1 protein-coding gene is annotated in these 16,345 nt (G+C 47.9%); it reads left to right on the top strand.

Features of this window, described 5'->3' with window-relative positions:
- Window positions 1-48 precede the first annotated feature (48 nt).
- Window positions 49-16,326, top strand: a complete 16,278-nt coding sequence (locus ACXAD8_RS11430; RefSeq protein WP_475228562.1) for an Ig-like domain-containing protein — start codon at window positions 49-51, stop codon at window positions 16,324-16,326.
- Window positions 16,327-16,345: the final 19 nt, after the last annotated feature.

Here is a 16,345-nt window from a genome sequence, read left to right as displayed (position 1 = left end):
TACGTAGCTTATAGAGAAAATAGCGATATGGATAGGAGAGTCACGGTAATGAGGTTTGATGGAAATGATTGGGAGGTGCTAGGAGGCAGAGCATTTACTGATGAAGCGGTATTGGAGATTTCTTTCGCGTTAGACGGAAACAACAAACCATATGTGGCCTATAAACGTCAGTCTGATGGAAAAGGTGTTGTTGAATCTTTTAATGGTGCTGAATGGCAGATGGTAGGGGCTGGGGCGTTTTCTTTACAATCTGCATCTTCAATTTCGTTGGCAATCAATAGTCAGAATGAGCCTTATGTAGCGTTTGTAGACTCCAACAATAATAGTCACCTGACTGTCAAAATGTTCGATGGAAACGATTGGCAAGATGAGGGAAATGCTGGGTTTGGTGAAAATGCAGGAAGTTCTACTCTGACTTTTGACAGTCAGGACAACCCTTATGTTGCATTCAGCAACACCGCAGAGTTAATTGCACGGGTAATGACGTTAGATTCCGAAAGCAATGTTTGGCAGGACGTCGGGTCACCAGAATTCAATGGCAAATCTGTTAACAATTTAAACCTGTCAATTGATACTGATGATTTGCCTTATCTGGCGTATAGGGACAATGGCCTTAGTAAACTCATTGTAAAGAGATATGATGGGGAAAATTGGCATACCTTGGGAGGAAATATAGAAGACGAGGGGATATCTGTCCCGGCGGCGGATGTGGCATTCGCAATAGACAACAATAACATACCTTATATTGCTTACCGACGTAATGAGCGTGGGGTGGTCAAGCATTTTACGGGTAGATATTGGGATCATGTCGGCACACCTAGAATTAGTGATAATAACATTAATATGCCCGTAATTGCTTTCAATAACGAAAATGTTCCGTTTGTCGCGTACAGTGATCTATCTAATCAAAAAAAACTAAGTCTCAAGATGTTGGAGACAGAAATTGTCAATAACTTCATCGGGAATGTTCGTGAAGATACGGCAATCAGATTGTTTGAAGTCTATGTGGTTAAAGACGCAGATAGTGAAAGGGTGACAATGACAGCGATGCCGGATAACAATACGCTGGGAGTGTTTTCCTGTAGTGAGGCGGATACTGACGTATGTAGTATCGATAATGGATATCTGACTCTGACTGGAAGGCCGGTTGAGGTGAGTGCGGCTTTGAAAAGGGTTGAGTTTATCCCTAATGCTGATCAATTTGGGGAAGTGGGTTTATCCCTTACTTTTGTGGATAGCGATGATGCCTCTGCCGTTGTTGAATACAACCTTTCAGAGATTCGGGTTGCTGCCGTTAATGATGCTCCTGAGGTCACAACTAACACGGGTGCTTCATTGTTAAATGGGGAGAGCATAACAATAACTAATAGTATGTTGCAGACTTTAGACGTAGATGATGATGCCTCAGAGCTTTTTTATTTTATCTCAGTGCCGACTCATGGTGTGATGAAAAAGTCCGGTCAGCCTCAGCAGTATTCCATTCAGGTGTCTCAGCATGAAATAAACGCAGGCGTGCTTTCTTATGAACATGATGGTGGCACGGCAACAGCCGACAGTTTTACATTTGTGGTTGCAGATGGTCAGGAAGATGGTGTTTATCCCATTATCGATCAGGTATTCAATTTGACAATTACAGAAAAGGCCGGACCTAACATTGTGTCAGTCAGCATTCCCAACGAAGTTCATGCTGTTGGGGATGAGGTGACGGCGACTATTACAGTTCGGGCAAACGAGGATACCTTTACACTGAGCAGTGGTACTGTTGCTGGATATGCTCTTGGGAATCTGAGCAAAGTGAATGATACCACCTACACTGCTACCTTTAGCATTACCGATGGTGGCACGGATATCCCTGCAAATGAAAATGTGCCGGTAAATCTGGTGCTGACAGATGCCAATAGCGAAAGCAATGAACCTTACACCACTGCTATTACAAATAGTATTGATGCCATTTACGCCAACTTACCGGATGTTTCGCTTTCAATAGAGTTTGATACCGTCAATGAAGGTGAAAATGGTCCAACACTGACTGCCAGTATTTCTGGTTCCCTCAATAACACCTGGCCCGAAAGTATCAATACATTTCTGGAGTATGGCGGCACGGCTGAAAATGGTCTTGAGTACATGCCAGTTGGCGGTTTTATCAAAATTAATGCAAACCAAACTTCAGCTAATTCAGGTAAAATTTCCATTTTTAAAGATGGGCGCTACGAAGGCGAAGAAGAAAAGGTATTAACTGTTGGGATTAGCCGTGTTTCGGTAGGTAATGAAAATGGTGAACAGCAAGTTAGTTTGACGATAGTCGACATCGATCCACCGCCAACGGTTACTTTATCCGCCAATTCTACTAGCATCAGTGAAAATGGTGGCGAAACCACGTTAACGGCCACATTGAGTAACGCCACTTTTGAACCCGTCGAAATCACTCTCGGCTTTAGTGGAACGGCCAGTGATTCTGGTACAGACGCTGACTATGTTGCAGAAACGCAATTCTCCATTACTCGTCAATTTACGACGACAGATACCATAACCATCAGTACCCTTAATGACGAACTAACTGAAGGTGATGAAACCATTATCGTTGATATCGCCAGTGTCACCGGCGGTGGCGCGACGGAATTTGAAACTCAGCAAGTCACTATTTCCATTATTGATGACGATATTCCGCTGCCCACAATTACTGGCTTTCCATCCGGCCTGAATGTGAACGATGGCATCGCTTCCGCTATTGATTTGTCTGGCACTACAGTGACAAATCCCAACGGAGAGAATGCTGAACTAACGTTGACGCTAAATCGAGGCATTATAATTAATGCCGAAGGTGATGGCACATTCTCGGGTGTCACTGTTTCTGGCTCTGGTTCTACAGCATTATTGTTAACGGGTAGTGTTGACGATGTGAATACTTACCTTAGCAACACCGAAGCGATCAAAGTGAGAGTGGACCTTGAGTCTGACAACACCGCTACGTTAACGGCCAGTATCAGTGATGGCGAGTTAGATGGGGCACCGTCCCTTGCCAGCATAAATATAATCAATCGAGCACCAACGATTACCTCGACACCTATTACAACGGCTGTAGAGGATACTGAGTACAGCTATATTCTGACCACCGCTGATCCAGAACAGGATGAGGTTGATCTTAGAGTCAAAGAGACGACACCACTGGAAGACTGGCTGGAATTAGAACCCATTGACGATTTTTATGTGAATACAGCTTTTGGGTCTGGCACTCAAGGGGCCTCCGACCTGAATGGCCTCGAAGCGTCGTTTAATAAACCGGCCGATATCGTGAGTGATTCCACTGGCGCTTTATTTGTTGCTGATTCTGAAAACCGCGTAATCCGCAGAGTAGCACTCAATGGCGATGTTACTGTCTTCGCCGGTAGCGGGGATGATGCGAGTGAAGATGGCGTTGGGAGTGCTGCTAGTTTCAGAACAATGTCTAATATTGCGATTGATGCCAATGATTATCTTTATATTGCCGATAGCGCCGCAAATTTGATTCGCAAGATATCGCCTTCTGGAGAAGTAACCACCATCGCGGGCACCGGTGAAGCGGGTGCTGATGATGGCCCAGCAAATACGGCAACCTTTAGTTCGCCATCTAGCGTTGCCATTTCTCTATCTGGAGAATTGTATATTTCAGATACAGGTAACAATGCTATTCGTCGCATTGATACGAGCGGTGTCGTGACGACGTTTTATGCAACAAACGTCGATCAAAATGACATTAATACTCTCCTTGGACTTATTCGTCTGGCGATCAATTCTGAAGGGGAGTTGTTTGCCACTAACTATCTGACCAATACTATCGTGAAGTTCTCTGCTAGCGGAGCTCTATCCACCATAGCGGGAACGCCGGTTGTACCGCAAGAGGCGACTACCCAGGACGGTACAGGGGCTGAAGCAAGATTTAATTTCCCTGTCGGTCTGGCGTTTGACGCTGAGGACAACCTGTATGTGACTGAAGCACAAGGGCATGTTGTCAGAAAAGTGACCCCTGAAGGCGTGGTGAGCACTATTGCTGGTACGGGAGAGAGCGGCGCAGAGGATGGCGAAGGGAGTATAGCGACGCTTAATAGTCCACTTGGTATAACCCTGACGCAACACGGTGCAGTGTATATCGCTGATGCAGAAAATCATGTTATTCGTCGAATGCAAGACGATGTGTATCAGTTAAGTGGTACCCCTTTGAATGAAGACGTAGGGACAACGGATGAATTCTGTGTAGAAGCGGTTGATGACAATGAGAATCGCACTGAGCAGTGCTTTAGTATAGTGGTTGAAGGGGTTAACGACGCGCCAGAGATTTCCGGTACGCCTGCAACGCAAGTGCAACAAGGACAATCCTATAGCTTTACACCGCTTGTTGAAGATGTTGACAGTGATACATTTACCTTCAGTATTTCGAATCAGCCGACCTGGGCCAATTTTGATGTTCAAAGCGGTATCCTGTCTGGTATACCCGGCAATACCGATGTGGGAAGCCACAGCAATATTGTTATCAGTGTTTCTGATGGCGAACTCAGCGACAGCCTGGATGCTTTTAGTATCAAAGTGGACAACGTCAACGATGATCCTGTAATTAGTGGCACGCCAGTCACCAGTGCAGTAGTAGGCACGGCCTACAACTTCCAACCAACCGCGTCTGATCCAGACAACGACAGTTTGACGTTTTCGGCACAAAATCTACCCGGATTTCTGAGCATCGCACCTGGAACGGGTGCCGTCAGTGGAACACCTGCACGAACTGATATTGGGCAGTTTAACGGTATTGTGATCAGTGTTACTGATGGTACTAGTTCCAGTAGTTTGCCAGCATTTAATGTCACGGTACTGGACAACAACGTTGCACCAGTGATCACGCAAGGAGAGAGCACCAATGTGACCATGAGTGAAGATAGTTCACCTACGGCGTTTTCACTGACTTTAAGTGCTACGGATGACAACAACGACAGTCTTACCTGGTCAGCCGGGAATGCCATAAATGGTCAAACTTCGGTGACTAACAGCGGGATCGTAAGTTATAGCCCGAACAGTAACTTCAACGGTCAGGACAGTTTTACGGTTTCCGTTTCTGACGGTATTGTGTCCGACAGCATTTCAGTGAATGTCACCGTCTCTGCGGTTAATGATGCACCAGCGATCAGCGGCACGCCATCAAGTTCCGTTTTATCCGGCCAGACTTACTCGTTTACACCACAAGGTAGTGATATAGATGGTGATACGTTAAGCTATTCAGCCCAAAATCTGCCTGCTTTCTTGACTATATCCCCTGGTACGGGCGTAATTTCTGGCGTTCCGGCGCGCACTGATATTGGTGTGCATGGCAATATCATTATCGTTGTCAGTGATGGCAATCTCAGTGATAGTCTGACTCCGTTCACGCTGACCGTCATTGATAGCAATGTTGCGCCGGTGATCACACAAGGCGAGAGTATCAGTGTGAATATGAGCGAAGATGGTTCGCCCACGCCGTTCTCACTGACTTTATTGGCCACAGATGACAACAACGACAGTCTCAACTGGTCAGCCGGTAATGCCAGCAATGGACAGGCATCGGTGACTAATAGTGGTGTTGTGAGTTACACCCCGAATAACAACTTTAACGGTCAGGATAGTTTTACCGTTACCGTATCTGACGGTATTGTTACTGACAGCATTTCAGTGAATGTCACCGTCTCTGCGGTGAATGATGCGCCGCTGATAAGTGGCACGCCATCAGCCTCAGTTTTAAGTGAAGAGAGCTATTCATTTACGCCGCAAGCCAGTGACATTGATGGCGATACTTTAAGTTATTCAGCGCAAAATCTACCAGCATTCCTGACTATATCACCCTCAACAGGTTTGATTTCTGGTGTGCCAGCGCGCACGGACATCGGTGAGCACGGCAACATCATTGTGACCGTCAGTGATGGCAGTCTCAGTGACAGCCTGGCACCATTCACACTGACGGTGGTGGATAGCAATGTTGCACCGGTGATCACGCAAGGAGAAAGTGTCAGTGTCATCATGAGTGAAGATGGCTCACCCACAGCGTTTGCGCTGTCGCTGTCCGCGACCGATGAAAACAGCGATAACTTGACCTGGTCAGCAGAGTCAGCGTCTCAGGGACAAACGTCAGTATCCGATACTGGAACGGTAAGCTACACTCCAGAGGCTAACTTTAACGGTCAGGATAGCTTTGTTGTAACCGTCAGTGATGGCATTGTCACCGACAGTATTCAGGTTAATGTGACGATAGAAGCCGTAAATGATGCGCCGGTGATCAGCGGTACACCATCAGACTCCGTTTTAGACGGCGAAACCTATTCATTTACGCCTCAGGCCAGTGACATTGACGGTGATACCTTGAGCTATTCAGCGCAAAATCTGCCTGGATTCCTGACCATATCTTCCAGCACCGGTTTGATTTCCGGTATCCCTGCCCGCAGCGATATTGGCGAGCATGGCGAGATTATCGTCACGGTAAGTGATGGCAGCGCAAGTGACAGTATGCAGCCGTTCACAATCACGGTTATCGATAGCAACCATCCACCAGTGATTGCCGAGGGTGAGACTGTTAGCATTAGCATGAGCGAAGATGGTGTGCCAGATGCGTTCCGCTTAACTTTGAATGCCACAGATGGCAACAATGATCAACTGTTATGGACCGTGAGTAGCCAGGCTCAGCTAGGAACCGCGAGTGTGTCATCAACCGGTGTTGTCAGGTATCAACCTCAGCAAAATGTTAATGGTGAGGATAACTTTGTTGTAACCGTAAGCGACGGTATTGTTGAAGATTCCATCGCAATTGCGGTGACAGTGGTTGCTGTAAATGATGCTCCTGAGATTGCCGGACAACCTTTCACTGGATTAGTGGCTGGAGACATGTATGAATTCTTACCCACGGCTTCCGATATTGACAGTGAAGAGCTGGTGTTCAGTGCGACAAATCTACCGACATTTTTGACTATTGACCCGCTTTCGGGTTTAGTTTCAGGTAGTGCAGTTGAAGGGGATGCTGGTACTTATTCTGCGATTGAGATCACGGTTTCTGATGGTAGCCTCAGTGCGAGCTTACCTGCATTTGCGTTAACAGTGACAGGCAGCAATGCTGAGCCTGTTATTGAGCAGGGAAGCAGCGCGCTGGTGACCATGACAGAAGACAGTGATCCTACGCCGTTTGCATTGGCACTGTCCGCATTTGATGCCGATGGTGACGTTCTCTCCTGGTCTATCAGTAATGCCAGTAACGGGCAAGCTAGCACCACCAACCAAGGCGTGGTTTCCTATATACCAAACGAAAACTTCAATGGCCAGGATAGCTTCACGGTAAGTGTTAGCGATGGCTTTGCTTCAGCCCAGATTGAAGTCAGCGTTGTGGTCTTGGCTATTAATGATGCGCCCGTGATCAGTGGCAGACCGCCCGGAGGGGCACTGTTTGGAGAGACTTATGTCTTTATTCCAGAGGCTACAGACGTTGATGGCGATGAACTTAGCTTTACGATGGAAAACGCCCCTGGCTTTGTATCGATAAATTCAGAAACGGGTGAAGTGCGGGGCATACCTGGTATTGCAGATGAAGGCATTTATGACAACATTTTGCTCAGTGTATCAGATGGTCAACAAACCGTAAGCTTGCCAGCTTTTAGCATTGCGGTAGTACAAAGCAACGTTTCCCCTGTTATCGAGCAAGGGGAAAAAGTCACGGTTACTATGAGTGAAGACTCTGAACCCGTGGCATTTTCATTATCGCTGACGGCCACTGACGCGGATGAAGATCCCCTAATTTGGTTTGCATCAAATGCCCAAAATGGCGTTTTAAGTGTGAGTGAAACTGGCCTTGTGGATTACCTGCCTGATGCTGATTTTAACGGTTTGGAAACGGTAACCATCAATGTTACTGATGGCATTGCTACTGCCACGATTGTGGTAAATATCGTTGTTGAGGCGGTCAATGATAGTCCTGAAATTTTAGGTACTCCGGCCACCGGAATTCTGGTGGGGGACAACTATTTGTTTACACCCGACGCGTTTGACGTGGATGGTGACGATTTGCTGTTTGCTATCCAGAATAAACCTGCATTCCTTTCTTTTGATGAATTAACTGGCATTCTGTCTGGAATGGCTCAAGAAACCGATGTTGCTGTTTATGAAAACATTTCAATCGTGGTTTCTGATGGTGCGTTGGAAGCGACATTACCTGCCTTTACACTTCGAGTGGCATTGACCAATACGGCGCCAGTCATTGAACAGGGATCAAATGTTACTGTCTCAATGAGCGAAGACGGAGATCCCGTTCCATTTGACTTGAATCTGACGGCCACGGACGCAGAAGAAGATTTGCTCTCCTGGCGTATTTCAGAAGCCGCGCAAGGTACCACTGCAATCGATCAAAACGGCGTGGTAACCTATACACCGGTGCTGAATTACAACGGCCAGGATAGTTTCACCGTTCAGGTAAGCGACGGATTTGCTTCCTCCGAGATTCAAGTTGATGTGCTGTTGGATTCCGTCAACGATGCGCCAGTTATCTCCGGGATGCCAGAAACCTCGGTGTTCCATACTGAAACCTACAGTTTTACCCCTGTTGCCAGCGATGTGGACAGCACACAGCTAGAGTTTACGGCGGATAACTTACCGTTTTTCATGTCGATTGCTGCAGATACTGGCCGTATTAGCGGGACACCCACCAGAGCAGATATTGGTCTTTATGAAAATATCGTCATACATGTTAGTGATGGCGCGCTGCAGTCCAGCCTTGCCGCCTTCAACTTGAGTGTCAATGATGGCAACAATGCGCCGGTAATTAGTCAGGGTGACAGCACCAGTATCGCAATGAGTGAAGATAGTACGCCGGTGGCTTTTGCGCTGGTGCTGAATGCAGCAGACCAAGACAATGATACCCTCACCTGGTCAGCTAGCAATGCCGCCAATGGCACAGCCAGTGTATCGAATACTGGAGAAGTCAGTTATGTTCCATCATTACACTACAATGGTCAGGACCAGTTCTCAGTTACCGTTAGTGATGGTGTGGCAACCGACTCTATTTCCATAGTGATAACTATTGAACCGGTGAATGATGCACCTACTATATCGGGCACGCCATTTACTGGGGTACTCATTGAGAGTGCGTATCAGTTTGCGCCAACAGCGACGGACGTAGACAATGATCCCTTGCAGTTCTCAGCACAAAACTTGCCATCGTTCCTGTCCATTGACGCAACCACTGGTGCTATTTCTGGCACACCAGTGCGCAGTGATATTGGGCAATATAACAACATCATCATCGCTGTTTTTGATGGTGAGTTTAGCGCCAGTTTGCCAGCCTTTAACTTAGTGGTGTCTGACAATAATAATGCGCCTGTTATAACACAAGGGGAGAGCATTGATGTCAGTATGAGTGAAGATGGTGTGCCTGAACCATTCCAGCTAACCTTAAATGCCACTGATGACAATGGCGATGCGCTGAACTGGTCGACGACACAGCCGGCAAACGGAGTGGCTCAGATAGATGTTAATGGTGTCGTTAGTTATGCTCCTGCGCTGAATTTTAATGGCACAGATAGTTTCATTGTTTCAGTTAGCGACGGTTTTGTGACCGACTCAATTGCCGTTCAGGTTCTCCTGTCAGCGGTCAACGATGCACCTACCATCAGCGGTATACCAGTGACACAGTTACCAGATGGACAACCGTACTTGTTTACCCCATCAGCGTCTGACGTGGATGGAGATGAGTTGACGTTTAGTGCTATTAATTTGCCCAGTTATCTGACAATAAATGCCGCTACTGGCCAGATATCAGGAACACCCCAAAGAGCTGACATTGGCACCCAGAGCGGAATTGAGATCAGCGTGTCCGACGGACAATCTGCCGTTGCATTACCGGCTTTTGCGATAGAAGTAACAGACAGCAACAATGCCCCTGTGATTGACCAGGGAACTTCGGTGAATGTCACTATGAGCGAAGATGCAACGCCAATCGCTTTCTCATTGAGTCTCAGCGCCACTGACCGAGATGGCGATCCGTTGACCTGGTCAGCAGGGCGCGCCAGCAATGGCAGTACCAGCATTACATCCAGTGGACAAATTCGCTACACGCCGTCGGTTAACTTTAATGGCCGGGATAGTTTTGTGGTAAGTGTCACCGATGGTTTTGCTTCAGATACCATTGCGATTGGTGTGACAGTGCAAGCGGTGAATGATGCGCCTCAGATTTCAGGGACTCCGGCTGCGACCGTGCTGGTGGATGCACTTTATCAATTCACAGCGGTAGCCTCTGATCTCGAAGGTGATAGCTTAAGCTTTAGGGCCAACAATCTACCGGCATTCCTGACGATTGATGCGGCGACTGGCACAATCATGGGGACGCCAACTAGAGATGATATCGGGACCTATCGAAACATTCAGATCGCCGTGAGTGACGGTTTGTTGGCAGCGAACTTACCTGCCTTTACCCTGCAAGTGGTGGACGATAACGCGGCGCCAATCATCCAACAGGGTGACGCGGTTACCGTTACAATGAGTGAAGATGCTCAACCATTACCGTTTGCGCTAACATTGAGTGCTTTAGATGCGGATAACAATACACTCAGTTGGCGTGTTGGAGAAGCGGGCAATGGCACTGTAAGTATCAATAATGCCGGTATTGTGATCTACCAACCTGAAGCGGATTTCAATGGCCTGGACGATTTCCTTGTCACCGTCTCTGATGGTATCGCCAGTGATTCCGCAACCGTTAGTGTAATCATTGAGCCGGTGAACGATGCACCTGTTATTTCGGGTTCAGCTCCCGGTCTGGCGCAGCCCAATACTGCCTGGCAATTCACACCAACCGCCTCTGATGTTGACGGTGATACACTCACTTGGTCAGTAGAGAACGCGCCGCAATGGCTGCAAATTAATGCTACGACAGGGGTATTGAGAGGGACACCGGGTGACGCGGATATTGGTGAGTTCACGGACATCATTGTTACGGTTAGTGATACTGTAGAAACGGCATCATTGGCTGCATTTCGGATCAACGTTATCGACAGTATCGCCAATGATGCGCCAGTGGCCAACAGTTTCGACGTGGTTGCAGGGGAGGACTCGGCACTTAGCATTACTCTGCGAGGTGAGGATCCAAATGCAGATAGCCTGACCTACGAGGTGGTTGAGACCACCCAGAATGGCAGTATTTCCCTTGAAGGAGAGGTTATCAATTATCAACCAGATGCGGACTTCAATGGTACTGATAGTTTCAGCTACCAAGTGAGTGACGGGCTACTGATGTCTGATATTGCCACTGTCTCGATTTTGGTCAATGCGGTCAATGATCCGCCCACCATTGATGGTACGCCCAATGTTCAAACCGCGATAAACACTGAATATGAATTCTTGCCTCGTGCAACGGATATTGATTCGACGGAATTACAATTCTCCATTGTTAATCAGCCGGCCTGGTTATCCTTTGATAGCGCGACAGGAAGACTCATCGGCACACCGACAGTAGAAGCAATTGGTCTCTACGAAAACATCGAGGTCCGAGTGTCGGATGGAGAGTTCACGACAGCATTGCCGAGGTTTAACATTGAAGTCGTAGATTCGGCACAAAATACTGCGCCAGTTGCCACTGCAGAGGTGTTGTCCACCAATGAAGATACTGTGTTGGATGTGCTTCTGACTGCCAGCGATGCGGATGGCGATACCCTTATTTATACCATTACTCAAGAGCCTACACTCGGCACTGTGGTGAGAGAAGGCAATAAGGTACAGTATACTCCCAAACTGAATGTAAGTGGTTTACAAGACAGTTTCGCCTTCACTGTCAGTGATGGGGTGGCAACCTCAAACGCAGCGATAGTGGTGATTGATATCATCGCTATTAATGATGCACCGGTCATTTCGGGTGAGCCTGACACCACAATAAAAATCGACAATACCTATTTATTTGAACCTGTAGCCAGTGATGTTGAAAATGACACCCTGACATTTAGTGTCAGAAACCTGCCAAGATGGGCGTCATTTGATAGTAATACTGGAGCCATTAGCGGAACGCCTGGCGCAACAGATGCGGGTACCTATGGTGATATTCTTATCTCCGTCTCAGACGGTGATTTAAGCGCAAGCTTATCTGTTTTTGCAATCGATGTACTGGAAAACAATGCCCCCGTTATCTCCGGCAGCTCACTGACACGGATTGCGACTGGAAGCAACTATGCATTCCAGCCAATCGCCAGCGACAGTGATGCCGATACTTTGGTATTTACCATTAGCGGGCATCCGCAATGGACGGTGTTTGATAGCACAACAGGTCGGTTGTCTGGTGTTCCATCTGAGGCGGATATCGGTATTAGTGGCGATATCCTCATTTCTGTTACAGATGGCATCGACACAGCAACCTTAGCAGCGTTTCAGTTAGAAGTTTGTTCCGTGTGTGGCAATGTAGCGCCTGTGATCAATGGTGTCCCTGCTGTGACAGTTATTGAGAACCAGCTCTATGAGTTCGTTCCAGCCGCTGTCGACAGCAACGGTGATGACCTGGTGTTTAGCATTGCCAATGCCCCTGCCTGGTTGAACTTCAACACGGTGACCGGGACATTGAGCGGTATTCCAGGTGCCAATGATATCGGTACGGTCAGCGGCATTGTGCTGAGTGTATCTGATGGCGAATTTTCAGATGCCTTACCAGCGTTCAGCATTACCGTTTTGGAATTGAATCAAGCGCCTGTTATCACCGGTTCGCCAGTCAGAACGCTATTCCAAAATGAACAGTACAATTTCTTACCATCGGCAAACGATGCAGATGGCGATACCCTGCGTTTTCAAATATCCAACCAGCCGTCATGGGCAGCCTTTAACACGGTCACCGGAAGGCTAAGAGGAACACCGAGCGCCAGTGATGTGGGCACTTATAGCAATGTTCAAATTGGCGTTTCTGATGGCAACAATGATGCTGTGTTTTTAAGAACTTTCAGTATTCAGGTTATCGCCCGCAACACTGCGCCAGAGATCAGTGGCTCACCACGTACAGCGATTACCCAGGGCAATACTTATAGCTTTATGCCAACCAGCAGTGACGCGGATGGCGATGCGTTGACATTTAGCATTGTAAATACGCCAGAGTGGGCAGCATTTGATACGGCCACCGGCACCCTTACTGGCACACCTACAGAGGCGAACATTGGAAGCAGTAGTGACATTGTCATCAGTGTCACAGATGGTATAGACTCAGCATCGCTTTTGGCCTTTAGTATTACGGTGACAGCCTCCAATACGTCCCCTGTAGCGCTGGACATTTCAGAGAGTACCTCTGAAGATCGTTCACTTGATATTCTTGCCAATGCCACAGATGATGATGATGACACCTTGAGTTTTAACGTGGTATCCGGCCCGACGAACGGCAGTCTTGAATCTACTCAAAACGGTTGGCGCTACACGCCTGTGCAGGACTTTAACGGTTCAGATAGTTTTGTATATACCGCCAATGATGGGGCTGCTGACTCCCAGCCTGCCACGGTCACTATTGCAGTTGTAAGCGTTAATGACGCCCCAGTGGCGAATGATGATAGCTTTACCCTTGACCAATCTGGTGTTGGCGTTTATTTGCTGGATGTATTGTCGAACGATACGGACGCAGATATCGCTACCTCTGGCGATAGCTTGGTATTACAGGGTGGTAGCGCCAATATTGGCGAGGTTGCTATCGTCAATAATCAGTTGCAAGTCACCACCGGAGCAAGCTTCTACGGCACCGTTACGCTGCAATACTCTGTGCGAGATAGCAATAACACAAGCGACTCAGCGAGGGTCGAGTTGTTAGTGAGTGGTGTTCAGGGCGTAGGGGATCCGGTTGTGACCGTACCGGTGGATGTGGATGTCGATGCCACTGGTTTATTCACTCGAGTGAATTTGGGGGTTGCCAGTGCCCAGGACGCTTCGGGGAATCCACTACCTGTTTCGGTGGTATCGGGTAGTAACCGATTCTCGCCTGGAGCGCATACCGTGTTCTGGCGTGCAGAAGATAGCTTTGGCAATATCACCACAGAATCGCAATTGGTGAAGGTTAACCCTCAAATTTCTATGGGCGATAGTCGAGCTGTAGTGGAGGGAAAAACTATTGCTGTCCCGGTCATATTAAACGGTAGCGCACCGCAATATCCGTTGACAGTTAACTATGTTGTTTCTGGTACGGCAACGCCGGGAGTGGATCACAATTTGGCATCGGGCTCCGTGACGTTTGTATCAGGGCGAGAGCAGGTGCTTAGCATTGAGGTATTCAGCGACGACCTACAGGAAAATGACGAAACGATCCATATTGAGCTCGCTGATGGTCAAAACACAGGGGCCAACAATAGCTCAACCATCACCATCTCTGAAGAGAATATTCCGCCAGAAATTGCTATGAATGTAGTGCAAAGCGGTGTTAGTCGGGTCACGGTGGCAAAAGATGAAGGTGAGGTCACGGTTACGGCCACTGTTACTGATCAAAACCCTTCCGATGTACTGGCTCTTGACTGGTCTTCCTCAGAAGGTTTGAACAACATCAGTGCTGACGAAGCGCAATTTAGATTCGATCCCAGTCTGGTGAATACTGGGGTGTATAGGGTTTCACTATTCGCCAGTGACAATGGCACTCCTATCCTTGACGATACCGGAATCGTCAGCATTCGCGTGGTTGATACACTCACATCGCTGAGTAACGATATCGACAGTGATGGCGATTTGATTCCTGATGCCCTGGAGGGCTACGGAGACTCAGATGGCGATGGTATTCCCGATTACTTGGATGCCATAGATGATTGCAATGTAGTTCCGCAACAAGCCGCTACCCAAAATGGTTTCTTGATTGAGTCAGACCCTGGTGTATGTATGCGCCAAGGCTCGACGTCGGGACAAAATGCATCCGGCGGTTTGGAAGTTATACTGGTTGATACCGCACAAAGACGCACAGCTAAAAATGCGCTTAATGAATACGTGCGCTTTGCGGCAGATAACCTGCCTGAAGATAGCGAGGCGGAAAATATTGGCGGCGTGTTCGATTTTGAACTGTACGATGTGCCGCAAAAAGGACTTAGTGTTCAGGTCGTATTTCCGCAAACCAGGCCGGTGCCCGCTGCTGCGGTTTATCGCAAGTTTAAGGAGACCACCCAGCGTTGGAGCGATTTTGTAACTAACGACAATAATGCAGTATTTTCCAGTGCTGGCGAACCAGGAGTTTGTCCTCCGCCTGGTGATGCCTCATGGTCCCCAGGCTTGAGTGAAGGCGACTGGTGTGTTCAGTTGTTAATCGAAGACGGGGGGCCCAACGACGATGACGGTCTCGCCAACGGCGCGATTGTCGACCCAGGCGGTGTTGCTGTTAAGCTGGAGAATAATCAGTTGCCTGTTGCCGAAAATGACTCAGTAACAATGCAATGGAATACCTCATTAGATATTGATGTACTCTCCAACGACGTGGATCCCGACGGGGATAGCATTCAGATCGTAAACGTTAGTACTGACTTCGGCAGTGTAGAAATCATCGCTAAAAACACTCTTCGGTTTACCCCCGAGCCGGGCTTTGTTGGGCAGGCAAGTATTGTATATGCCATTTCTGATGGGAATAACGGCTCAGGCAGTGCTACCGTTGCTGTGAGTATTAAAGGCAATAGGGCACCTGGCGCCGTGCCTGATATCGGACAAACTGATGACCTTACTGCCATTGAAATCGATGTACTGGCTAATGATTTGGATATTGATGGTGATGAGATCCGGTTGATTAGTGCCACAGCAGAACAAGGAAACGCGACCGTATCATCATCGCAGACGTTGCTATATACACCGGCAGAAGGCTTTGTAGGCACCGATATCATCGAATATGTCATTGTAGATGACTTTGACAAGCCAGCTACAGGAAGGGTGACGGTTAATATTGTTTCCGCCAACAGGGCACCTGTTGCCAATGATGACAGTGTCACTACTGAATTTGAAACACCTGTGACCATTGAAGTGTTGAGCAATGACGTCGACAGTGATGGCGATGCGTTGCAGGTAACTTCTGCCTCTGCAACCGTTGGTAGGGTAACGGTCAATGCTAACAATACGATAACCTATACGCCGCGTGCTGGGTTTGAGGGAAGCGATATTGTCGAATATGTCATTAGTGATGGAGTGCTAAGTGATGACGCGCGAGTGCAGGTAACCGTTCTTGAAGAGCCTGTATTTGTGGTTACAGTGACCAACAAGTCTTCAGGCGGCAGTGTTTCTTGGCTATTGTTGATTTTAGTCTCCATAGTAGTTTGGCAACGTCGTTTCCTCGGGGTGTTTGCGTTTTGTCTTGCTCTACAGACCGCACGGCGGGCGAAAAAGCATGGTTAAGTTGTTTGTGCTGACGTCC

The sequence above is a fragment of the Planctobacterium sp. AWH2_060 genome (genome assembly GCF_056158425.1).
Note: the sequence above shows the minus strand (reverse complement) of the source record. Positions and strands in the feature narration are given on the sequence as shown.

Bases quoted from the DNA above. Each gene is read 5' to 3' on its own strand.
- ACXAD8_RS11430 (WP_475228562.1), top strand. From the start codon at position 49: ATGAGGTTTGATGGAAATGATTGGGAGGTGCTAGGAGGCAGAGCATTT.